This window comes from Vibrio genomosp. F10 str. ZF-129 (assembly GCF_000287055.2).
GTDB lineage: Bacteria > Pseudomonadota > Gammaproteobacteria > Enterobacterales > Vibrionaceae > Vibrio.
In genome coordinates, this window is sequence record NZ_AJYQ02000101.1 from 12,665 (window position 1) to 33,732 (window position 21,068).

Genomic DNA, 21,068 nt, shown 5'->3' on the forward strand with positions numbered 1-21,068 from the left:
GTATCTGATAGAGATTCCACCTGATTATCTACGCTGCTCAACCAAGGAGAGAGCAGTGAAAACCCCTCTAAATCTATTTACCTTAGCGGCCATAACGTCTTTATCAGTGGCCCCTCTATCGCTTCATGCAGCAGAAACTTTAACCGTATACACTTACGATTCATTTGCTGCAGATTGGGGCCCAGGTCCCGTTGTTGAAAAAGCCTTTGAAGCCCAATGTGGGTGTGACTTGAAATTGGTCGCGCTTGATGACGGTGTGTCTATTTTGAATCGCCTTCGCTTAGAAGGGAAAAACAGCAAAGCGGATATCGTTTTAGGTCTAGATAACAATCTTATGGCAGAAGCGAAAAAAACAGGGCTGTTGACCACTCATGGTGTTGATACTTCTTCTGTAACGCTTCCAAACGGTTGGAATGACGATACCTTTGTCCCTTACGATTATGGCTACTTTGCTTTTGTGTATAACAAAGAAACGCTGACTAACCCACCAAAAAGCTTAAAAGAATTGGTTGAACAACGCGATGACCTGACCGTCATCTATCAAGATCCTCGCACCTCAACACCAGGCCAAGGTTTACTGCTTTGGATGAAGTCGGTGTATGGTGATCAAAGCACTGAGGCATGGCAACAATTGGCGAAGAAAACCGTGACGGTTACTAAGGGTTGGTCTGAAGCCTATTCCATGTTCTTAAAAGGAGAGTCTGATTTAGTGCTGTCTTACACGACATCGCCTGCTTATCACCTCATCGCTGAAAATGATGACAAATACGCAGCGGCTAACTTTTCTGAAGGGCATTACACACAGGTAGAAGTAGCGGCCAAAGTGAACGGTTCAACCAATCAAAAATTGGCTGATGAATTCATGGCTTTTATTTTGAGTGATGAGTTTCAGTCAGCGATGCCAACGGGTAACTGGATGTACCCTGTGACGGGGATTGAACTCCCGACAGGCTATGAAACATTAACTGTCCCTGAAAAAGCATTAAGCTTCAGTTCTGATGACGTTGCGACAGAGCGTAAAACATGGATCAGAGAATGGCAGAATGCATTAACCATGTAATCAATGCCGATGATGTTGGTTGAGAATCTATTTTGAACGCCATTCCTAAAATAGGTATTTGGGTCGCGATTGCTATCGCGACCTTTGTTATTTCTGCGTTAGCAGCGCTGTTGTTTGAAGCGCCTTCACTGGACATGCGTCAAATATGGAGTGATCCGTATTATCGACATGTCACCAAGTTCAGCTTCTATCAGGCATTGCTTTCAAGTTTATTGAGTGTTGGTTTTGCCATTCCAGTGGCTCATGCTTTATCGCGTCGCCATTTTAAAGGCAAAGACCTCTTACTTAAATTGTTTGCAACAACATTAGTTCTGCCCGTATTAGTGGGCGTGTTTGGTTTGCTCGCCATATACGGTAATAGTGGGTTGATATCCGTTTGGTTACAGAAATTCGATACTGCGATGCCATTTTCAATTTATGGGTTAAATGGGATCTTGCTCGCGCATGTTTTTTTCAATCTTCCCTATGCGAGCCGATTACTTCTGCAAGCATTGGAAACCGTGCCCGCCGAACAACATAAACTTTGCGCACACTTAGGAATGAGCCACTGGACAAAATTTAAATGGGTGGAATGGCCGAGACTGAAGCAACAATTACCCCATGTTTTTGGCTTAGTGTTTATGCTCTGTTTCACCAGTTTTGCTACCGTAATGGCATTGGGTGGCGGGCCAAAGTCTACAACCATTGAATTGGCGATTTATCAAGCCATCAAATTCGATTTCGATCTGCAGGCAGGTGCTTTATTGGCGATTTGGCAAATGCTGCTCTGTGGTCTTATCGCACTCAGTATTCAGCGGCTATCAGCTCCGTTGTCAGTCAGCACTGGCGCAATGCAAAAACGCCTGTATTTAGTTAATGATACCTGGGTATCGAGAGGGTGGGATTGCTTTTGGATCATCGGTGCTCTATTGCTTGTATTACCCCCATTGTCCATGGTCATTATTAGTGGGATAAACAGCCAGCTTCCACATGTGTTAACCGATGCTCGCTTTTGGTCTGCCTTATGGTCTTCGCTCAAAGTAGCGAGCTTAGCCAGTATTATTGCTGTCACCGTGGGTATTGCTATTCTGGTGACTAGCCGAGCCCTTCGTTTACAAAGTAAATCGCGACAAGCAGATCAAATCGAACTTATGGGAACCATTATTTTGGTGACGCCCGGTTTAGTGGTGAGTACTGGCTTGTTTCTTTTATTACGTAATATCACCGATGTGTTCAGTGTTGCAGGAGTGGTTGTTATTGCGGTAAATGCATTGATGGCGCTGCCTTACGTGATAAAAACACTGGCTCAACCTATGCTGCATATTGCTCAACAGTATCAGTATGTTTGCGCGAGTTTGGGGATGAAGGGGTGGCAGCGTTTTAGAGTTATTGAGTTTCGAGCACTCCGAAAACCGTTTGCTCACGCTTTTGCCATCAGCTTTATGTTTTCGATGGGGGATTTAAGTGCCATCGCCCTTTTTGGTAGCCAAGAGTTTAGAACACTGCCCCTGTATCTGTTTCAGTTACTAGGAAGTTATCAAATGGATGCGGCTGCGGTGGTATCGGTGACATTGCTATTGTTAAGTATCAGCTGCTTTGCTGTGATAGAAACACTGTTTAAAGCCAAGTAAGAGTATCGATAAATGCTAAGTTTAAAAAAGATTGATTACCGCTACCAGCAAGAATCCTTTCGCTTTGATTTAGAGGTTGAAGAAGGCTCGATCACGGCTTTAATGGGGCCGAGTGGGGCAGGGAAATCAACCTTGTTGAGTTTGGTGGCTGGCTTTATCGATCCCGTATCGGGTGCTATTGAAGTGGCCGGTCAGTCTGTTATCGGCAAAGACCCTTACCAACGCCCTTTTTCTATGCTATTTCAAGAGCATAATCTTTTTGCCCACTTGAGCGTGCGAGAGAATATAGGGTTGGGGCTCCACCCTGGACTAAAGTTAACCGATGAACACAAGCTGAAAGTCATTAATGCCGCAGAGCAAGTGGGTGTAGATAGCTTATTGGATAGGCTCCCAGAGCATTTGTCCGGTGGTCAGCGGCAACGTGTCGCTTTGGCAAGGTGTTTTGTGCAAGCTCATCCTATTTGGCTTTTAGATGAACCATTTTCGGCGCTAGACCCTGTGTTGCGAGAAGAGATGTTGGCGCTTGTTAAGCGTTTAGCTACGGAGAGAAACATTACCGTACTGATGGTGACTCATCATGTTAATGATGCCAAAGCAATCGCCAGCCACTTTGCCTTTATTGCTAACTTTCAGGTAGAAAGCACCGGTCGAATCGATCAATTAACCGCTCTTCATTCAAACGTTCAACTGGCTGAATTTGTCAAAGCCGCACAATAGTGCATCGTGTTTAGTGTGATTTTTCCGGTCAGTAAAGACTCTCTTGGGCAATAAAAGTTGGGCAAGAAAAAAGGTTGATGAAAGTCATCAACCTTTTCTGTTTAAACCAATCTGTCTAAAACAAGCTATCTAAAACACGCTGTCGAAAGCCAGTTATCCAAACCAAAGCCTAAATCGGCGTGTTAGTCTTGAGAGTTTTCATGCTGCTCTTTTAACACCTGAAATACTTCACGGAAAGCTTTTGCTGGCTTGCCCGCTTTTTTCTCTTTATTCGCTTGGCGAGAGAGCTGGCGTAAACGTTGGCGATCCGCTTCTGGATATAAATCCATCACATCAGCAATCGCACTATCACCTTCTTCAATCACTCGGTCTCGCAGTTTTTCAATTTTATGTAGCTCTGCAGTCGCTTGTGAGTGTTTGTTACGGATTTTATCTAAACCTGCTTGCAGAGGTTCCGTATCGATATTACGCATAATTTTGCCAATGTATTGTAGCTGGCGACGCTTTGCTTCATTTTTGAATCGCTGTGCATCTTTAATCGCATCAGCAAGGTCTTCGCTCATTGGGATCTTCTTCAACATGGTTGGTGTCAGAGCGACAAGCTCTTCACCTAGCTTTTGTAGTATGTCCATGTCGTGTTTCATTTCGGTTTTACTGACCCAAATGATCTCTTCTTCTGGTTCCCAAGGCGCTTTCTGATTTTTACGTGCCATCTTTTCTGCCTATATCACTGTCTTAAACTAATATTAGGCCTATTTTAACAACAATCGTGGGGAGATTGCGAAATTCTTGTTATCCTAAGCAATATAATTCACAAATGACTCAGATTAGAATTAGATATGGATGTAAAACAGCAAGTCGCTCAACAACGTGTTGATTTAGAAGCCGCGGTCGCGAAAGCCTTAGAGATGGCTTCAGTCAGCTCAGACGCAGCAGAAGTCGCCATTACTAAATCCACAGGTCTTAGTGTTTCGACACGAATGTGTGAAGTAGAGAATGTTGAGTTTAATAGTGATGGTGCGTTGGGGATCACCGTATATCGAAATCAGCAGAAGGGTAGTGCGTCCACCTCTGATCTGAGTGATAAAGCGATAGCTCAAACCGTCGCAGCCGCGTTAGATATTGCTCAGTATACTTCAGCCGACCCGTATGCTGGCCCTGCACCAGAAGAGTTTATGGTCAAGGATATCCCTGATCTTGACCTATTCCACCCGGATACGCCTGATCCCGACTATGCGGCACAAGTGGCGATTGCGACAGAACAGAAAGCCCTCTCTTACAGCGATAAAATAAAGCAAAGTGATGGGGCAAGTTACGATAGCCATTATGGCGTGAAAGTCTATGGTAATAGCCACGGTTTGCTTGCGAGTTATGCCTCTAGCCGTCACAGCATCAGTTGTAGTGTGATTGGTGAAGGGAAAAACGGTGAAATGGAACGCGATTATAGCTATACCGTTGCCCGTCACCGTGATGACCTGTGGACGCCAGAAACTGTCGGTCAGCAGGCCGCTGAGAAGACCATCAGTCGCTTAGATGCCAGAAAACTGAAAACGGGCAGCTACCCGGTTATGTTTGCTTCGGATGTTGCTACCGGGCTTATTGGTCACTTGGTGATGGCGATAAGTGGTGGCAATTTATATCGCAAATCTTCTTTCTTATTGGATAAACTCGGAGAGCAAATTCTACCTGAGTGGTTCAATATCTCTGAGCGCCCGCATGTTTTACGCGGTTTAGCGTCCAGTCCTTTTGATAGTGAAGGCGTATTCACACAAGATCGTGAAATCATCACTGATGGTGTTCTCGCGACTTACCTGATCACCAGTTACGCTGCTCGTAAGATGAATCGACAAGTCACCGGTCACGCTGGTGGCATTCACAACTGGTATGTGAAATCAACCGGTCAGAACTTTGATCAAATGCTAAAAGAGCTTGGCACAGGACTTCTGGTTACTGAAGTGATGGGGCAAGGGGTCAATATCGTCACCGGTGATTACTCTCGTGGCGCTGCGGGTTTTTGGGTCGAAAATGGAGAGATTCAGTATCCAGTTTCTGAAATCACCATTGCGGGTGAGTTAAAAGATATGTTCTCTCGAATCGTTGCGGTTGGCAGTGATGTAGAAACGCGCTCTCAAATTCAAACGGGCTCTATCTTGTTAGATAATATGAAGATTGCTGGTGAGTAAGCTGTTGGTAGATAAAAGTTTGATGTCATCTGATGAAATAAGAACATCCAGCATTTGATTGAGTCGCGAGAGCTTGACTCGATAACATGTAAAAAGGCTTAACATTATTTGTTAAGCCTTTTTATTAAGCCTACTTGGATCGAGCTAGTTGGTGCTCTGATTCCATCAATACAGTTAGATAACGAGCGTTGCCAGCCCAAGGAAGACAAACAATCCGATCACGTCTGTGATTGTGGTGAGCATCATTCCCCCTGCCAATGCTGGGTCAATATCCATTTTTTTAAGTAGGATAGGGATACTCACACCGGCTACGCCTGCAACCAGTAAGTTGACCATCATGGCGGCAGACAGGATCCCACCAAGCACCCAGTCTCCTTTCCATGCGACAACGATAGCACCAATAATCAGAGCCCAAAGAATGCCATTTAAGAAGCCGATGGCCGCTTCTTTTAGTAACAACTCTCGCTTGTTAGAGTCGCCGATATGTCCAAGCGCTAAGCCGCGAATGACCAGAGCGACCGTTTGGTTACCGGCTACACCACCCATTGAAGGAACGATGGTCATCAGCACCGCAATGGCTGCCATCTGCTCAAGGGTTGCTTCAAACATATTGGAAACAGACGCTGCTGTGAGCGCCGCGAGTACATTGACACCAAGCCATACGCTTCGTTTTCGCGCCGATTTAACCACGGGTGCAAAGGTATCCTCGTCATCGTCAAGACCGGCCATACTCATCATGGAGTGCTCGGCATCTTCACGAATGACATCAACCACATCATCGATGGTAATTCGGCCAACTAGGTGTTGATCTTTATCTACGACGGGCGCTGAAACCCAATTTCGTCGTTCAAACAAACTGGCTACATCAGTATCACTGGTGTCGACCGAAATCGCTTCATCAGCGTCATCCATCACATCAGTAATCGGTGTATCAGGTTGGGTTGTTAGTAGGGCGGTTAGTGAAAGATGGCCTATAAGTCGGCTTTGTTCATCAATGACATAGAGAGCATCGGTCGCCTCGGGTAACTCACCTTTCATGCGCAAATAGCGAAGAACAACATCAATATCCACATCCGCACGAATAGTGATGACGTCAGTATTCATGATCCCACCCGCGGTATCTTCGGGGTAAGACAGAGCGGTTTCTACACGTTGGCGATCAGCAATGTCCATTTGAGAAAGGACTTCGCGTGAGACATCATCAGGAAGGCTACGTAAGACATACGCTACATCATCTGTGTCCATCCCTTCGGTAGCTTCAGCAATGGTTTCAGGCGCCATTTTAGAGACGAGTTCGTCTTTAACGTCTTCGCTTAACTCATCAAGGATTTCACCGTAGTCTTCGGGATCGGTTAATTGCCAAAGAACATTTCGGCCTTTGCGTGGCGAGGCTTCCAGCAGGTGAGCGATATCCTCAGGTTCCATGTCCTGCAATTGGCGTCGGACATGAACAAAACGACCGTTTTCCAGTGCATCGGTCACTTCTTGGAGGGTTTGGTGAGCCTGGTCAAATTCAGTTTGCTCTGCCATTGATTCCCCCTAACTCTATATGCTTACAATATTTTGAATAGTAACTTAATTCTATACCTAAGCAACTACTTATGTGACTGAATATTGGATAATAATCGACAGACAAAAACCATCGCAGAGTAGCGATAAAAATCACTCATCTTCTTCAAATCGGTCTTCAATAAGGAGACAAACCGCTTCTAAAGCGTTGATGGAATCGGCACCTTCGGCATTAATCGTCACGTATTGGCCCTGGGCGGATTCTAACATCAATAGCCCCATGACACTGTCGGCCGTGGCTTCTGTACCCTCATGATTAACAATGGTAAGAATGGCATCAAAAGACTGAGCCAGCTCAACGAGCTTAACCGCCGCTCGCGCATGTAGCCCAAGACGGTTTTGAATTAAAACGGTACGGCTTTGTTGCTGCATGCTACCACCTTCCAAATAGTTATGTTGTTGAGAGCATTCTGGCTTGGCTACGAATGATGCTCTTCTAAAGAGGCGTGTCGAATTTGAACGAGTTTGCCTTGCTTTGAAAAATATTCGCCTAATTGCTGAGTCAGATAAACAGAGCGATGCTTGCCGCCAGTACAACCGATAGCAATCGTTAAATAGCTACGATTATTCTTTTCAAGCTTAGGTAGCCAGTTAGAGATGAAGGTTTGAATCTGTTCTTGTAACTGACCCACTTCATCATGATCTTCTAAAAATTCAATGATAGGCTTATCAAGCCCTGTCATTGGGCGAAGTTCCGGCTCCCAATGTGGGTTAGGGAGAAACCTTACGTCAAAAACATAGTCGGCATCATTCGGCAGGCCATATTTAAAGCCAAAAGATTGAAAGACCATGATGAGCTCTTTGCTCTCAGTGCCTTCTACTTTTACCCTGACTGTCTCGCTGAGTTCATGCAGCGATTGATTGCTGCTGTCGATGACTAAATCTGCGTGTTCTTTAAGTGGTGATAGGACTTTTTTCTCTAAAGAAATTGCTTGGGCGAGAGAGGGTTTTGAATCACTTAATGACAGTGGATGAATGCGGCGAGTTTCACTATAGCGTTTGAGGAGCGTTTCTTGGTTAGCATCGAGAAAGAGAACGCTGATGCTGTCGTTTTCTTTTAGTTTTGCAAGAAGGTCATCAACTAAATTCGGTTCTTTGGGCAGGTTCCGAATATCGATACTGACGGCGACGTTCTGTGTGCTGTCATTCACCGATTCCATGAATGCATCTAACAAGTTGACCGGAAGGTTATCTACACAGTAGTAACCAAGATCTTCCAGCACGCGTAACGCGACACTTTTTCCGGCCCCAGAATGACCACTTACAACAATTAGACGCATAGTTGAACTCAGTGATTGATCATGATGTTATACAATTCTTCGTCATTTTGCGCATTACGAAGTTGCTTTAAAACTTGTTTATCATTAAGGCGAGCCGCCATTGATGACAATGTTTTTAGGTGCTCTTTACACTGATCTTCAGGAACAAGTAATGCGAAGAGTAAGTCTACTGGTCGGTTATCGATCGCGTCGAACTCGATAGGTTGCTCACATTGCAGCAGTACCGCAACGGCATGATCGCTAGAGTTCATTCGCGCGTGAGGAATGGCAATACCATTGCCAATGCCTGTGCTGCCAACCTTTTCTCGGCTTAGCATGCATTCAAATAACTCTGTAGAGTCTTGCCCTGTTTGGTTTGCAACGATCTCGCTGATCATTTCAAGGGCTCTTTTTTTACTGGTGCACTGGACGGCACTTTTTGTGCAGTCCAGTGACAATACTTCGCTTAATTGCATGATTAATGACTACTTAGCTTTTCTTTGTGTTTGTTCAGTTGTCTTACGAGTTTATCCACGAGTGCATCTATCGCTGCATACATATTTTCATCATTTGCAGTGGCGTGAATATCTCCCTGATTAATATGGAGGGTAGCTTCAGCGATCTGGCTTACTTTTTCAACCTTCAAAACCACATGAACGTTATTTATGTGGTCGAAAAATCGCTCAAGCTTTTGAAATTTGGTATTTACATAGTCTTGCATTGAATCGGTAAGATCAACGTGATGGGCATTAATATTGATTTGCATAGACTTTCCTTTTCGATTTGTTGCCTTATAACAGGCGTTTGCGCTGACTCGACGGGGCAATCCCCAAAGATTCACGATACTTCGCTATCGTCCTTCTAGCGACCTGAATCCCTTGTTCGGCCAGTAGGGCTGCAATTTTACTATCGCTAAGTGGCTTGGCTGTATTTTCTGCGGCAACCAGCTTTTTGATAAGCGCACGTATTGCAGTTGAGGAGCATTCCCCTCCATTGTCTGTACTGACATGGCTAGAGAAGAAATATTTCAACTCGAAGATACCCCTTGGGGTATGCATAAATTTCTGTGTTGTAACTCTGGAGATGGTGGACTCATGCATTTCAACCGACAATGCCACATCGTTGAGTACCATAGGTTTCATCGCCTCTTCCCCATACTCAAAGAAATCGCGCTGATGTTCAACTATGCATTTAGCAACTTTGAGCAGCGTCTCGTTTCGGCTCTCTAAGCTTTTGATTAACCATTTTGCTTCTTGAAGATTGCTTCTGATGTATTGGCTATCGGGGCTATTACCTTTTCCAAGGCTGGCGTATTGCTGGTTTACTTTAAGCTTTGGCACGCTATCTGGGTTAATGGTAACAACCCACTTACCGTGATCCTTAAAAACAGAGACATCTGGAATGACATATTCAGCGTGGTCTGGCGTAATTCGACTGCCTGGCCGAGGGTCAAGCTGTTGAATAAGAGATAAGGCGCTACGTAAGTCGTCTTCTTTCAGCTTGGTGGCTTTGATGATCAGCTTATAATCACGATTGCCCAACTGATCGATATGGTCATTGAGGACCAGTTTGGCTTCTTCTAACCAGGGGGTTTCTTTTGGGAAGGTCGCCAATTGCAGCAATAAGCAGTCTTGTAGGTTGACGGAGCCTGCACCCAAGGGGTCAAATTGCTGAATGCGTTTTCGAACCGCTTCAATTTCATCTAACTCGATATCTTCGTTATCAAAGCTTTCTAAAATATCTTGGGTTGAAATCGTAAGGTAACCGTAATCATCAATCGCATCAATGATCGCCAAAGCGATGGTTCTATCGGTATCGCTGAATGGCGTTAAATCGAGCTGCCATAACAGGTAGTCTTGAAGTGATTGAGTGGTTTCACCCTGGTAGACGGGGGCATCATCATCAAATGCAATACCAGTACTGCCCGTATTTGCTGAGTAAACATCTTCCCATGTGGTGTCGATTTCAAGTTCATTACTGATCTCTGACTTTTCAATCAGCTCAGAGCTGTCTTTTTGATCCGGTTCTGTGACTTCGACGGTGGGCGCTTGTTCTGCCTGGGTGTTCTTCTCCTCATTAACGCTCGGTTCATCGTTAGATTCTTCCACGTCGAGTAACGGGTTGGAATCAAGCGCTTCCTGAATTTCCTGTTGAAGATCGAGAGTCGACAATTGCAACAAGCGAATCGCTTGCTGTAATTGTGGTGTCATGGCTAACTGTTGACCTAGCTTGAGCTGTAATGAGGGTTTCATTCAGTATCGTTTACCTTGTTATTTTTATAATCCACTTCGCTCTCTATTTAATCATAGACGGAATTGTTCACCGAGATAAACTTGTTTTACTTGTTCATTATTGAGAACGTCCGCCGGAGTTCCCTCTGCGATGAGGTGTCCTTGGCTCACGATGTAAGCTTTTTCACAAACATCAAGGGTTTCGCGAACATTGTGATCGGTGATCAGCACGCCTAATCCACGATCTCGTAGGTGTTCAATGATCTTCTTTATATCGATGACGGAGATAGGGTCAACACCAGCAAAGGGTTCATCAAGTAAAATGAACTGAGGATTAGCCGCCAATGCTCGAGCAATTTCTACTCGACGTCTTTCACCACCAGACAGAGCCATACCTGCGCTCTTACGAATATGCTGTATGTGAAACTCTTCCAGTAAGTCTTCCAGTTTGTCCTGGCGCTCTTCATGGGTGATCTCTTCGCGAGTCTGAAGAACCGCCATGATATTATCTTCTACTGATAACTTACGAAAAATAGAGGCTTCTTGTGGCAAGTAGCCGATACCCATTCTAGAGCGACTGTGCATTGGCAAAATACTAATGTCTTTGCCATCAATGCTGATTTTGCCTTCATCTCGTGCGACTAAGCCGACGATCATGTAAAACGATGTGGTTTTTCCGGCACCATTAGGGCCAAGCAGACCAACGATCTGTCCGGATTCAACTTGAAGACTTACGTCAGAAACCACTCGACGATTTTTATAGCTTTTGGCTAAGTTTTCCGCTTTTAATATCGACATAATTACTCTTGGACGGTTTGAGGTTGAAGAACGGTTGATACACGATCACCTTCTTTGCCGTCAGCCATTAGTTTTTGTTCGGTGATTTGGTAGCGAATCTTGGTACCTCGGATGATACTGCCATCTTGGGAAAGCATCGCTCGTTCTATCATTGTTAAGCGGTCATCGACGAGTTTGTAGTATAGCTCTTCAGCTTCACCGTAAAGTGTTTTGCCATCATCGGTCAGCTGTGAAAAAGTCGCGAGATCGCCGTAACCTTCGATTTCTTCAATCGTGCCATCGGTAGGGTTACGCAAAACGATGACTTTATCCGCATTAATATTAATGCTGCCTTGTCTAAGTTTTACATCACCTAAAAAGGTGACTCGATTACTTTGCATATCAAGATTTTGGCTATCTGAATCAATGTAAACGGGTTGGTCTTTATCTGTCGAGAGCGCCAGAGCGCTACCTGATGCGACCAAACAAGCTATCAGGCTAAGGTGCGAGAGTTTCATATCTACCTTGAACATAGTTATAAAGAACAGCGTTATTGTCAGCAAAATTGCCTTTCATCGCTTGTCCTTCCGTTTCAAATTGTGGGCCAACAAGATTCACTTGATTGTCTGCCCAAAAATCACGATTGGTTAATTTGATGCTGAGCTCTGATGTGGTCATGGTATCGAAGCCGGATTCATCGAGCATGTTATTCGCAATCACGTTGTCATAAAGTGTGAGTATCTGATCGCTGTCGAGTTTCGCTCTATCTGCGGTGATCTCCCACTCCTGAATAGTCCCATCTTTGTACACTTTAAGTACCGGTAGATCAAACCAAGTATCCCCATTTTCAGCGAAGTTCTCTAAATATACCGAGGTAATGATATAGCTACGAAGGCCTTCGTCTGTGTAAGAGGTATTTTCAATATTACGACCGGTAAACATCGGTAGCTCTTGATTGGGGGCGACTTGAATATCAAATTCTTGCTCTTTGTCATACAGATAATAGCCAGACCACGTCGCAACAAAAAATAGCAAGATATAAGCAATGCGGGCCAGACTCATATACTGAGTCCTTTGTGGCTATCGAGTTCATCACGTGCTTGAAGAATCAGGTCGCATACTTCACGTACCGCGCCATGTCCGCCTTTAATCGACGTAACATAGTTTGCTCGTCTTGCCAGTAATGGATGTCCATCAGCTACGCATACTTTCAATCCGACTTTTTCCATAACCGGCCAATCAATTAAGTCATCGCCGATATAGCCTGTTTGCTGTGGGGCAATATTGAGTTTGTTACAAATATCTTGATACGCTTTGACTTTATCGTCTTGGCCTTGATAGATCAGTGAAATCCCCAGCGCTTTCATGCGATTTTCTACAATCTGAGACTGACGACCTGTAATGATGGCGACTTCTATCCCTGCGTTCATCAGAGATTTAACCCCATAGCCATCACGAGTATGAAACGTTTTGAGTTCTTCGCCATTGTTACCCATGTAGATACGACCATCAGAAAAGACACCATCAACGTCACAAATGAGAAGCTTGATCTCTTTTGCTAAGGCGATAATCTCAGCGTCGACGTCGCCATACAGTGTTTCTACCAAGGTAGTCATTACATTACTCCCGCTTTTAGTAAGTCGTGCATATTCAATGCGCCAACCAGTTGACCATCATGGCAAAGCATTAAGCCGTTAATGCTCTTATCTTGCATCAGGTTAAGCCCTTCAGCGGCCAGCATATCAGGATGAGCCACGGTTGGATTTTTGGTCATCACCTCGCCAATCGTCGAGCTGTGAATATCAATACGCTTATCTAGAATACGCCTTAAATCACCATCGGTAAATATTCCCACCAGTTGCTGTTTATCGTCAGTAACAGCAGTCATTCCCAAACCTTTTTGGCTGATTTCTAACAATGCATCACGTATTAATGTTTCTGCTTTTACTGCCGGTAGAGCATTACCTGAATGCATGATGTCTGAGAGTTTGAGCAGTAATTTACGGCCTAGCGCACCGCCAGGGTGAGACAGAGCAAAATCTTCGGCGGTAAAACCACGTGCTTCCATTAGAGCGACGGCTAATGCATCACCCATCACCAATGTAGCGGTTGTGCTAGAGGTTGGAGCAAGTTCCAGTGGGCACGCTTCTTTTGGTACGGTGATTTGTAGATGGTAGTCCGCCAGCGTTGCCATGTTAGAGCTTGGTTTGCCGGTCATGCTGATAATGCAAATATTACGACGCTTTAAAACGGGAAATAGTGACAGTATTTCAGAAGACTCGCCCGAGTTTGAAATGGCAAGCACAATATCACCCGCTTCAATCATGCCTAAATCACCATGGGCGGCTTCGCCTGGGTGAACAAAGAAGGCTGAGGTGCCGGTACTCGCCAGTGAGGCGGCGATTTTATTACCAATATGGCCTGATTTACCCATACCCATTACGGCGACTTTGCCTTTGTTACTTAATATTCGTTCACAAGCGCCGTTGAAGTCTTGATTAAAATATTGCTCGAGTTGTTCTAGCGCTTGAATTTCTGTCGTCAGGACTTGTTTAGCAACACGATGATAGTCAAAAGTTGGTGACATTGGGCGACTCCAATTCTGCGTTACGCAGTCATATTAATGACAAGGAAAGCTTGGTATGCAATGAAAATGGTGAATAATATGCCACCCTCAATACGGTTAATGCTGCGTGATTTACCTAATGCCATTAGCACCAGTAGTAAAGAGACACCAAGCATGACCCAAAAGTCCCTTCCCATCGCATGCTCATTGATGATTGATGGGTTTAAAATACCGGGAATCCCCATGACTGCGAGGATGTTGAAGACATTTGAGCCGATAATGTTGCCAACGGCCATATCATCTTCGCCTTTTAAGACACCGGCTAACGAGGCAGCAAGTTCAGGTAAACTCGTACCGACAGCAATGATGGTCAGGCCGATGACCAGGTCACTCATACCAAAGAATTTAGCGATAATGACGGCGTTTGAAACCAACACGCTTGCTGCAACAGGAAGGATAATCAGTCCCACCACGACCCATATTCCGGCCTTGACGTTACTGACGCCTTCTGGGACTTCCGACTCTTGCTCATCAATCAGTACGTCACCATTTTTCTTTTCGTTGCGACTGATGCGTAGCATCGCTAAGATGAAAAAAGCAAAGAGCACAAAAAGCAACACGCCTTCGGCTCGGCCTAAGTGGTTGTTCCATAAAATAGCCCCAGCAACCAGAGTCACCCCTATCATCAGGGGAAGTTCGCGTCTTAATACTGCGGAGCTAATAGAGAGCGGTTTAATTAATGCGGTAATACCGAGGATCAACGCGATGTTAGCAATGTTGGACCCGAGAACGTTTCCGACGGCGGTATCAGTCTTTCCGTCTAAAGCCGCTGTGGCTGACACCATCATTTCTGGCGCAGACGATCCCATCGCTAATATAGTCATACCAATAACGAGAGGGGAGATACCGACATTTCGTGCCAGTGCAGCGGCGCCAAAAACCAGTTTGTCCGCACTCCATACTAAAAATATCAGTCCGACAATGAGAAATGCTACCGCTTCCAGCATGATGATTCCTAAAAATATAAAGAAGTGAATTAACCGTTAATTTTGACGGTTTGATTCGTAAAAGGGAAGATTTAGATGAAATTAATTCGCAGTCAGTGTGTATTATCTTCTTATTACTACAATAAGTTTGGTGAATTTCGATTCAATACTGATTTCGATGCCAATTACTTTAATTTCATAAGCAATATGCTTATGATTCATCATCTAAAGGATGCACATTGATGGATGTTATAGAGTGCCTATGTCTTCAAACGATTTAATTACTATCAATCAATTGAATTTCTCTCGCTCAGGCCGAGTGATTTTTGATGATATAAGCTTATCTGTCCCTACAGGAAAAATTACCGCAATTATGGGGCCATCGGGCATTGGAAAAACAACCTTATTGCGTTTGATTGGTGGTCAATTGGCTCCTGATTCTGGTGAAATCTGGTTTGATGGCGAGAACATTCCTCAATTAAATCGCAGCCAGCTTTATCAAGCGCGAAAAAAGATGAGCATGTTGTTTCAATCCGGCGCTCTGTTCACTGATCTCAGTGTGTTTGATAATGTCGCCTTTCCTTTGCGAGAGCATACCGATTTAGATGAAGCGTTAATTCGAACCTTAGTACTGCTTAAACTTGAGGCGGTGGGCCTGCGTGGTGCGGCTCAATTGATGCCGAGTGAGCTTTCTGGCGGAATGGCAAGACGTGCTGCTTTGGCGCGGGCCATTGCTCTGGACCCCGATCTAATTATGTATGACGAACCTTTTGTTGGCCAAGACCCTATTACCATGGGCGTTCTGGTTGAATTAATCCGAAACCTGAACCAAGCCTTAGGTGTGACCGCTGTTGTGGTGTCTCACGATGTCCCTGAAGTGATGAGTATTGCTGATTGGGTGTATTTGCTTGCGGATGGGAAAGTGATCGCTCAAGGCTCGCCACAAGAATTAGAAACAAACCCTGACCCTAAAGTGGTTCAGTTCCTACAAGGAATCGCAGATGGCCCGGTGCCATTTCGCTATCCTGCGGGTGATCTTGAACAGGAGCTATTCCAATGATGACGACGTTGAAGACGTTTATCAACGCTACGGGTCGGCGTGCTATTTCTGTGTGTGAGGCGTTTGGTCGTGCAAGCTTTATGCTCTTCGGTGCGCTTGTCACTCGCCCTCAACCGATTAAAAATTTCCCATTATTGGTTAAGCAACTCCACAGTGTCGGCGTTCAGTCTTTAGCAATCATTATCGTGTCAGGGCTGTTCATTGGTATGGTCTTGAGCTTGCAAGGTTATGTTGTCTTGGTGGATTACGGCGCCGAGGGCAGCTTGGGGCAAATGGTGGCATTATCGTTATTGCGTGAACTTGGTCCTGTGGTGACGGCTTTGTTGTTTGCCGGACGAGCGGGCTCGGCATTAACCGCAGAAATAGGTTTAATGAAAGCGACTGAGCAGCTCTCAAGCCTTGAAATGATGGCGGTTGATCCTTTAAAGCGTATTATTGCTCCAAGGTTTTGGGCTGGGATCATCTCTATGCCGCTTCTGGCAATGATTTTTATTGCCGTGGGGATCTGGGGGGGGCAGATTGTTGGGGTAGACTGGAAGGGCATCGATCACGGAAGCTTTTGGTCGGCAATGCAATCGTCTGTTGAACTGGGTAAAGATATCGGTAACAGCGTCATCAAATGTATGGTGTTTGCTTTTACTATTACGTGGATTGCTTTGTTTAATGGCTATGATTCAGTTCCTACCTCAGAAGGAATTAGCCAAGCCACGACACGCACTGTTGTGCATTCGTCTCTAGCCGTATTAGGGCTAGACTTTATACTGACCGCATTGATGTTTGGGAATTAATCATGCAACAAAATAAAAAAATGGAATTCTGGGTTGGCAGTTTTGTATTGGTCGGAATTTGCGCCATCTTGATAATGATCTTTCAAGTTGCTGACGTTAAAGGTCTGGGTTCAAACGATACTTACTCTCTAAATGCAGAGTTTGACAATATCGGCAGCCTAAAGGTCAGATCTCCAGTCAAGGTTGGTGGTGTTGTGATTGGACGAGTCACCAGCATTGGTTTAAACCCAAACAGCTTATTGCCAGTCGTGTCCATGGATATTAACAGTGATTATCAGCAGTTTTCGGAAACCTCAAGCTTACAAATATTGACCTCTGGCCTTATCGGTGAGCAATACATCAGCCTCGTGCCTGGCTTTGTTTTTGATGACGAAGAAATGTTAGCCGACGGGGATTACGTCGAAGACACCAAATCTGCATTGGTACTTGAGAATTTGATAGGTCAAGTACTCTACAGTCTCGGTGGCTCTGACGAAAATGAATCGGGGGAGTAGTGCGATGTTACAGTCTCAATTAAGACGGATTCATTCTTTGAAAGCATCCATTTTAACTATTGTGTGGGGGCTTATAGGCAGTCTTTTAGTCTCTTCCTCAGTGCAGGCTGAGGTACTGGATAAGACCCAGCCGTATCAAATGATGAAGCGAGTGTCTGAACAGGCCTTTGAGCGACTTAAATTAGAACAAGACATTGTTCAGAAAAACCCAGAGCATCTCAAGGTGATCGTTGAAGAAGAGTTAATGCCTTATGTTAACGACCGATATGCTGCGTTGAAGTTACTTGGACAAAATGTGAAAGGTGCGAATCGCAGCGATGTTGGTGTATTCATGCAGGCGTTTCGTCAGTATATGGTGACCTCTTATGCACAAGTATTAACCCAATATACCGATCAGACGATAGAGTTAGGACCAGAGCCCTATCTTGAAGAGAATAAACGAATAACATCCATCAAAGTCGATATTCTCGATCCGCCAAGGCCAAATATTCATCTTGAGTTTAAGTTACGTAAAGACAAGAAAACAGGCGAGTGGTTAGCGTTTGATATTATTGCGGAAGGGATCAGTTTGCTCTCTAGTAAGCAGTCTGAATGGAGTGGTAAAATTCGCCAGGAAGGCATTCTAGCGGTGGCTAAAGAGTTAGAATCGCTGGCAGCTCAACCTATTCAATTCGAGAGAGTTCAGTGATGAGTCACCCTCAATGGCAACAATCAAGTTTTGATAGTGTGAGTTTACTTGGCATTATTGATAGAGACACGGTTCCGTCACTTTGGGGTTATGCTCAACGTTGGAAAACGAGCGAAAAAGAGGTGCAACTTTCGCTGAAAAACGTCGAAAGAATCGATTCTGCGGGAATGGTGATGTTAATTCACTTAATAGAGCATGCAAAAAAACAAAACTGTCATATAATGCTCAGCTTCGTGCCAGAACAGCTGAGCACTTTGTTCAAGTTAAGCCATATAGAATCAGTCTTAACGGACCACATAAACATTAAGCAGAGGTGAATTGTGGATAACGCAAAAGTACAACAGATATTAGAGCAGGCTTTGAGCCTTCAAGAAGTGCACGTAAAAGGCGAAGGAAGCCATTACGAAGTCGTTGCTGTTGATGCTTGTTTTGATGGGATGAGTCGCGTTAAAAAACAACAATTGATTTATGCACCTCTGATGGAATTCATTCAAAGAAACGACATCCATGCAGTATCAATAAAAGCGTTCACGCCTGATGAATGGGCGCGCGATAAAAAACTGATGTCGTTGTAAGGTTATTTAATGGAAAAGTTTCGAGTCATTGGATCGGACAAACCGCTATGCGGTGAAGTGACGATCTCTGGTGCTAAAAATGCAGCACTTCCAATTCTATTTGCATCTATCCTGGCGGAAGAGCCCGTTGAAGTTAGCAATGTCCCTCGCTTGCGTGATATTGATACGACCATGGAGCTGCTAAAACGTTTAGGCGCAAAGGTATCACGTAATGGTTCAGTGCATGTTGACCCGAGTAAGATTGATGAATATTGCGCCCCTTACGATTTAGTGAAAACCATGCGTGCTTCAATTTGGGCGTTAGGGCCACTTGTCGCTCGATTTGGTTATGGTCAAGTGTCCCTTCCTGGTGGCTGTGCGATTGGTGCTCGTCCTGTGGATCTGCATATTCACGGATTGGAGCAGCTTGGCGCGACCATTACGCTTGAAGATGGCTATGTTAAAGCATCGGTCGATGGGCGCCTGAAAGGGGCTCATATCGTGATGGATAAAGTCAGCGTTGGCGCAACCATAACGGTCATGTGCGCAGCAACACTGGCAACGGGTACAACCGTACTGGATAACTCAGCACGAGAACCTGAGATTGTCGATACCGCTGATTTCCTAAATAAGCTGGGTGCTAAAATTACTGGTGCAGGTACCGATACCATCACTATTGAAGGTGTTGAGCGTCTTGGTGGCGGAAGCCACTCAGTTGTCGCCGATCGCATTGAAACCGGTACATTCTTAGTTGCAGCAGCGGTTTCTGGCGGTAAAGTGGTCTGTCGTAATACCAAGGCACACTTATTAGAAGCGGTATTAGCGAAGTTAGAAGAAGCGGGCGCACTGGTGGAAACGGGCGATGATTGGATCAGTGTTGATATGACCGATCGAGAGTTAAAAGCGGTCACCATTCGTACTGCGCCTCACCCTGGATTCCCTACCGATATGCAGGCTCAATTTACGCTGTTGAACCTAATGGCAAAAGGCGGGGGTATTATTACTGAGAATATCTTTGAAAACCGCTTTATGCATGTCCCTGAACTTATGCGTATGGGGGCGAAAGCCGAGATTGAAGGTAATACCGTAATCTGTGGTGATGTCGAGTCATTAAGTGGCGCTCAAGTGATGGCAACCGACCTTCGAGCTTCAGCAAGCCTCGTTATTGCCGGCTGTATTGCTCAGGGTGAAACCATCGTTGACCGTATTTATCACATCGATCGTGGCTATGACAAAATAGAAGATAAATTGTCTGGGCTAGGCGCAAATATTGAGCGATTCAAAGAATCAAATTAATATTGGCGTAAGAATTAGAGCCGAAACCTAAGTCTAATGGGGCATTTGTCTGATTAGAACTGGCGTTTCGGCTTTTTTATAAGGTTCTACTGGAGAACAAAAATGATTGCACTCTTTCGTATATTGGCTTTAGCTGTTTTTGCGATCGTCATGTTTGTATTTGGTTGTGGCTACTGTTTATTTAGTCCGCGTAACCCGAAACACGTCTTCACATTTGGGCGTTATTTCGGCCGTATGTCGAAGGTTTTTGGCATTAAACTTGAATTGCGCATACCTGATGATGCTTATGAGCGTGGGCAGCATGTCTATATTGCCAACCACCAAAATAGCTGGGATTTGTTTACGATTTCTTCGGCAGTCACACCTAAGGTTGTTACTGTTGGTAAAAAAAGCTTGGCCTGGATGCCTCTATTTGGTCAGCTGTATTGGTTAACGGGTAATATACTGATTGATCGCGCTAACAGCTCTAAAGCAAAAGGTACCATTGATCAGGTGGTGGGTAGCATTAAGACCAGTGGCGTTTCGGTGTGGATGTTCCCAGAAGGCACACGCTCACGAGGCCGTGGGTTGCTTCCATTTAAAACGGGCGCTTTTCATGCGGCTATTGGTGCGAGAGTGCCTCTTGTCCCTATCGTATGTAGCTCTACACAGAATGTTAAGCTTAATCGATGGGATAACGGTCATGTCATCGTCGAAATGTTGCCACCTGTCAGCGCAGAGGGTTACAGCAAAACTAATGTTCGAGAGCTTGCCAATGACTGTCGTGAACGGATGAAAGAAAAGCTTGAAGCGCTAGATAAAGAAGTGGAAATACTGAATCAATCGAGCGCAGTAAAAGAGTAAGCGATTCACTCGCACTAAATTCAACGTTCATTGATTAGCCAGCACCTATGTGCTGGTTTTTTATGTCTGCAGTAAATGCTGAGCTGAAGCCATGTTAGGGCTCTCTACGTGACTACACAGTATTATCGAATGAAATAAGCGAAAGCTATCTTCAAGTTTAGATTGAACGGCCTTCTGGGGCTTGTTGATAGAGAGGGAAAGTAAACTCTGCTGTTTTAGAGTAAAATGATACCTGCACAGTATTCGGTTCGTGGACCTTGGAAAGCGATAAAATCGATAGGAATGTTTTAGGTTTAGATCGGGATGTTTTAAGTGAGCAAAAAAAAACCTCATCATAAGATGAGGCTTCTTCAAATATGGCTCCCTTTGCTGGACTTGAACCAGCGA

Annotated in this window: 26 protein-coding genes; 12 read left to right on the forward strand and 14 right to left on the reverse strand. The window is 44.8% G+C overall.

Going from position 1 to position 21,068, the window contains the following annotated elements; genetic code table 11:
- Nucleotides 1-55 precede the first annotated feature (55 nt).
- From thiB to thiQ, 3 genes are read left to right on the forward strand one after another with little or no spacing between them, the layout of a single operon-like run.
- Nucleotides 56-1,060 (forward strand): thiamine ABC transporter substrate binding subunit, encoded by a 1,005-nt coding sequence (gene thiB, locus A1QO_RS11960; RefSeq protein WP_017039692.1) that lies wholly within the window; start codon nt 56-58, stop codon nt 1,058-1,060.
- 32 nt (nt 1,061-1,092) lie between these two features.
- Entirely contained in the window at nt 1,093-2,670 is a 1,578-nt protein-coding gene (thiP, locus tag A1QO_RS11965) for a thiamine/thiamine pyrophosphate ABC transporter permease ThiP (RefSeq protein ID WP_017041076.1), read from the forward strand.
- A 12-nt stretch (nt 2,671-2,682) separates the two neighbouring features.
- Nucleotides 2,683-3,387: a thiamine ABC transporter ATP-binding protein gene (gene thiQ / locus A1QO_RS11970; RefSeq protein WP_017037387.1), complete on the forward strand. Its 705-nt coding sequence runs from the start codon at nt 2,683-2,685 to the stop codon at nt 3,385-3,387.
- 182 nt (nt 3,388-3,569) lie between these two features.
- Here the strand turns inward: thiQ and yjgA are convergent, their stop codons facing one another.
- Nucleotides 3,570-4,100, reverse strand: coding sequence for a ribosome biogenesis factor YjgA (gene yjgA / locus A1QO_RS11975; protein WP_017036145.1), 531 nt, complete (start codon nt 4,098-4,100; stop codon nt 3,570-3,572).
- Nucleotides 4,101-4,226: 126 nt separating this feature from the next.
- On the opposite strand from yjgA, the gene pmbA reads away from it, so the two are divergent.
- A complete protein-coding gene (gene pmbA / locus A1QO_RS11980) occupies nt 4,227-5,570 on the forward strand; it encodes a metalloprotease PmbA (protein WP_017036144.1) in 1,344 nt (447 codons plus the stop codon).
- Between the two features lie 174 nt (nt 5,571-5,744).
- Here the strand turns inward: pmbA and mgtE are convergent, their stop codons facing one another.
- The 12 genes from mgtE to A1QO_RS12040 all read right to left on the reverse strand — a co-directional run bounded on the left by mgtE (nt 5,745) and on the right by A1QO_RS12040 (nt 14,979).
- Nucleotides 5,745-7,100, reverse strand: coding sequence for a magnesium transporter (mgtE, locus tag A1QO_RS11985; protein WP_017036143.1), 1,356 nt, complete (start codon nt 7,098-7,100; stop codon nt 5,745-5,747).
- Nucleotides 7,101-7,232: 132 nt separating this feature from the next.
- Nucleotides 7,233-7,511 carry an HPr family phosphocarrier protein gene (locus A1QO_RS11990; RefSeq protein ID WP_017036142.1) on the reverse strand — a complete coding sequence of 93 codons (279 nt, stop codon included), beginning with the start codon at nt 7,509-7,511 and terminating at the stop codon, nt 7,233-7,235.
- A gap of 47 nt (nt 7,512-7,558) precedes the next feature.
- The gene (rapZ, locus tag A1QO_RS11995) at nt 7,559-8,419 is read right to left on the reverse strand and encodes an RNase adapter RapZ (RefSeq protein WP_017036141.1); all 861 of its coding nucleotides are present in this window, start codon (nt 8,417-8,419) and stop codon (nt 7,559-7,561) included.
- A gap of 8 nt (nt 8,420-8,427) precedes the next feature.
- Complete coding sequence (gene ptsN / locus A1QO_RS12000; RefSeq protein ID WP_026026530.1) at nt 8,428-8,874, reverse strand: PTS IIA-like nitrogen regulatory protein PtsN; 447 nt, start codon at nt 8,872-8,874, stop codon at nt 8,428-8,430.
- 2 nt (nt 8,875-8,876) lie between these two features.
- On the reverse strand, nt 8,877-9,164 hold the full coding sequence (hpf, locus tag A1QO_RS12005) for a ribosome hibernation promoting factor (protein ID WP_017036139.1): 288 nt from the start codon (nt 9,162-9,164) through the stop codon (nt 8,877-8,879).
- A gap of 25 nt (nt 9,165-9,189) precedes the next feature.
- The gene (locus A1QO_RS12010) at nt 9,190-10,650 is read right to left on the reverse strand and encodes an RNA polymerase factor sigma-54 (RefSeq protein WP_017036138.1); all 1,461 of its coding nucleotides are present in this window, start codon (nt 10,648-10,650) and stop codon (nt 9,190-9,192) included.
- A 51-nt stretch (nt 10,651-10,701) separates the two neighbouring features.
- Nucleotides 10,702-11,427 (reverse strand): LPS export ABC transporter ATP-binding protein, encoded by a 726-nt coding sequence (gene lptB, locus A1QO_RS12015; RefSeq protein ID WP_017036137.1) that lies wholly within the window; start codon nt 11,425-11,427, stop codon nt 10,702-10,704.
- A 2-nt stretch (nt 11,428-11,429) separates the two neighbouring features.
- On the reverse strand, nt 11,430-11,924 hold the full coding sequence (gene lptA, locus A1QO_RS12020) for a lipopolysaccharide transport periplasmic protein LptA (protein WP_017036136.1): 495 nt from the start codon (nt 11,922-11,924) through the stop codon (nt 11,430-11,432).
- Nucleotides 11,905-12,468, reverse strand: a complete 564-nt coding sequence (gene lptC / locus A1QO_RS12025; protein WP_017036135.1) for an LPS export ABC transporter periplasmic protein LptC — start codon at nt 12,466-12,468, stop codon at nt 11,905-11,907. The genes lptA and lptC overlap by 20 nt, the downstream gene beginning before the upstream one ends.
- Nucleotides 12,465-13,022, reverse strand: coding sequence for a 3-deoxy-manno-octulosonate-8-phosphatase KdsC (kdsC, locus tag A1QO_RS12030; RefSeq protein ID WP_017041077.1), 558 nt, complete (start codon nt 13,020-13,022; stop codon nt 12,465-12,467). The genes lptC and kdsC overlap by 4 nt, the downstream gene beginning before the upstream one ends.
- Nucleotides 13,022-13,993 carry a KpsF/GutQ family sugar-phosphate isomerase gene (locus A1QO_RS12035; protein ID WP_017037381.1) on the reverse strand — a complete coding sequence of 324 codons (972 nt, stop codon included), beginning with the start codon at nt 13,991-13,993 and terminating at the stop codon, nt 13,022-13,024. Before A1QO_RS12035 ends, kdsC begins: the two co-directional genes overlap by 1 nt.
- A 20-nt stretch (nt 13,994-14,013) precedes the next feature.
- Entirely contained in the window at nt 14,014-14,979 is a 966-nt protein-coding gene (locus A1QO_RS12040) for a calcium/sodium antiporter (protein ID WP_017036132.1), read from the reverse strand.
- Between the two features lie 241 nt (nt 14,980-15,220).
- Here A1QO_RS12040 and mlaF point away from each other — a divergent pair, with 241 nt between their 5' ends.
- The 8 genes from mlaF to A1QO_RS12080 all read left to right on the forward strand — a co-directional run bounded on the left by mlaF (nt 15,221) and on the right by A1QO_RS12080 (nt 20,681).
- Nucleotides 15,221-16,018, forward strand: a complete 798-nt coding sequence (gene mlaF / locus A1QO_RS12045; RefSeq protein ID WP_017036131.1) for a phospholipid ABC transporter ATP-binding protein MlaF — start codon at nt 15,221-15,223, stop codon at nt 16,016-16,018.
- Nucleotides 16,015-16,806: a lipid asymmetry maintenance ABC transporter permease subunit MlaE gene (mlaE, locus tag A1QO_RS12050; RefSeq protein WP_017036130.1), complete on the forward strand. Its 792-nt coding sequence runs from the start codon at nt 16,015-16,017 to the stop codon at nt 16,804-16,806. Before mlaF ends, mlaE begins: the two co-directional genes overlap by 4 nt.
- 2 nt (nt 16,807-16,808) lie before the next feature.
- A complete protein-coding gene (gene mlaD / locus A1QO_RS12055; protein ID WP_017039687.1) occupies nt 16,809-17,300 on the forward strand; it encodes an outer membrane lipid asymmetry maintenance protein MlaD in 492 nt (163 codons plus the stop codon).
- A 4-nt stretch (nt 17,301-17,304) separates the two neighbouring features.
- Nucleotides 17,305-17,988, forward strand: coding sequence for an ABC transporter substrate-binding protein (locus tag A1QO_RS12060; RefSeq protein WP_017037380.1), 684 nt, complete (start codon nt 17,305-17,307; stop codon nt 17,986-17,988).
- Complete coding sequence (locus tag A1QO_RS12065; RefSeq protein ID WP_017036127.1) at nt 17,988-18,305, forward strand: STAS domain-containing protein; 318 nt, start codon at nt 17,988-17,990, stop codon at nt 18,303-18,305. The genes A1QO_RS12060 and A1QO_RS12065 overlap by 1 nt, the downstream gene beginning before the upstream one ends.
- A 3-nt stretch (nt 18,306-18,308) precedes the next feature.
- On the forward strand, nt 18,309-18,563 hold the full coding sequence (ibaG, locus tag A1QO_RS12070) for a BolA family iron metabolism protein IbaG (RefSeq protein ID WP_017036126.1): 255 nt from the start codon (nt 18,309-18,311) through the stop codon (nt 18,561-18,563).
- A gap of 9 nt (nt 18,564-18,572) precedes the next feature.
- Nucleotides 18,573-19,838, forward strand: coding sequence for a UDP-N-acetylglucosamine 1-carboxyvinyltransferase (gene murA / locus A1QO_RS12075; RefSeq protein WP_017041078.1), 1,266 nt, complete (start codon nt 18,573-18,575; stop codon nt 19,836-19,838).
- 102 nt (nt 19,839-19,940) lie between these two features.
- The gene (locus tag A1QO_RS12080; RefSeq protein ID WP_017041079.1) at nt 19,941-20,681 is read left to right on the forward strand and encodes a 1-acylglycerol-3-phosphate O-acyltransferase; all 741 of its coding nucleotides are present in this window, start codon (nt 19,941-19,943) and stop codon (nt 20,679-20,681) included.
- Between the two features lie 157 nt (nt 20,682-20,838).
- On the opposite strand, the gene A1QO_RS20515 is transcribed toward A1QO_RS12080, so the two are convergent.
- On the reverse strand, nt 20,839-21,068 hold a 230-nt coding region (locus A1QO_RS20515; protein WP_026027041.1), incomplete at its 5' end, for a hypothetical protein.

Bases quoted from the DNA above. Each gene is read 5' to 3' on its own strand.
- A1QO_RS11990 (WP_017036142.1), bottom strand. From the start codon at position 7,511: ATGCAGCAACAAAGCCGTACCGTTTTAATTCAAAACCGTCTTGGGCTA.
- A1QO_RS12040 (WP_017036132.1), bottom strand. From the start codon at position 14,979: ATGCTGGAAGCGGTAGCATTTCTCATTGTCGGACTGATATTTTTAGTA.
- A1QO_RS12065 (WP_017036127.1), top strand. From the start codon at position 17,988: ATGAGTCACCCTCAATGGCAACAATCAAGTTTTGATAGTGTGAGTTTA.
- ptsN (WP_026026530.1), bottom strand. From the start codon at position 8,874: ATGCAATTAAGCGAAGTATTGTCACTGGACTGCACAAAAAGTGCCGTC.
- lptB (WP_017036137.1), bottom strand. From the start codon at position 11,427: ATGTCGATATTAAAAGCGGAAAACTTAGCCAAAAGCTATAAAAATCGT.
- mlaE (WP_017036130.1), top strand. From the start codon at position 16,015: ATGATGACGACGTTGAAGACGTTTATCAACGCTACGGGTCGGCGTGCT.
- A1QO_RS12010 (WP_017036138.1), bottom strand. From the start codon at position 10,650: ATGAAACCCTCATTACAGCTCAAGCTAGGTCAACAGTTAGCCATGACA.
- murA (WP_017041078.1), top strand. From the start codon at position 18,573: ATGGAAAAGTTTCGAGTCATTGGATCGGACAAACCGCTATGCGGTGAA.
- lptC (WP_017036135.1), bottom strand. From the start codon at position 12,468: ATGAGTCTGGCCCGCATTGCTTATATCTTGCTATTTTTTGTTGCGACG.
- thiQ (WP_017037387.1), top strand. From the start codon at position 2,683: ATGCTAAGTTTAAAAAAGATTGATTACCGCTACCAGCAAGAATCCTTT.
- pmbA (WP_017036144.1), top strand. From the start codon at position 4,227: ATGGATGTAAAACAGCAAGTCGCTCAACAACGTGTTGATTTAGAAGCC.
- mgtE (WP_017036143.1), bottom strand. From the start codon at position 7,100: ATGGCAGAGCAAACTGAATTTGACCAGGCTCACCAAACCCTCCAAGAA.
- A1QO_RS12060 (WP_017037380.1), top strand. From the start codon at position 17,305: ATGTTACAGTCTCAATTAAGACGGATTCATTCTTTGAAAGCATCCATT.
- hpf (WP_017036139.1), bottom strand. From the start codon at position 9,164: ATGCAAATCAATATTAATGCCCATCACGTTGATCTTACCGATTCAATG.
- A1QO_RS12035 (WP_017037381.1), bottom strand. From the start codon at position 13,993: ATGTCACCAACTTTTGACTATCATCGTGTTGCTAAACAAGTCCTGACG.
- mlaF (WP_017036131.1), top strand. From the start codon at position 15,221: ATGTCTTCAAACGATTTAATTACTATCAATCAATTGAATTTCTCTCGC.
- rapZ (WP_017036141.1), bottom strand. From the start codon at position 8,419: ATGCGTCTAATTGTTGTAAGTGGTCATTCTGGGGCCGGAAAAAGTGTC.
- lptA (WP_017036136.1), bottom strand. From the start codon at position 11,924: ATGAAACTCTCGCACCTTAGCCTGATAGCTTGTTTGGTCGCATCAGGT.
- yjgA (WP_017036145.1), bottom strand. From the start codon at position 4,100: ATGGCACGTAAAAATCAGAAAGCGCCTTGGGAACCAGAAGAAGAGATC.
- mlaD (WP_017039687.1), top strand. From the start codon at position 16,809: ATGCAACAAAATAAAAAAATGGAATTCTGGGTTGGCAGTTTTGTATTG.
- kdsC (WP_017041077.1), bottom strand. From the start codon at position 13,022: ATGACTACCTTGGTAGAAACACTGTATGGCGACGTCGACGCTGAGATT.
- A1QO_RS12080 (WP_017041079.1), top strand. From the start codon at position 19,941: ATGATTGCACTCTTTCGTATATTGGCTTTAGCTGTTTTTGCGATCGTC.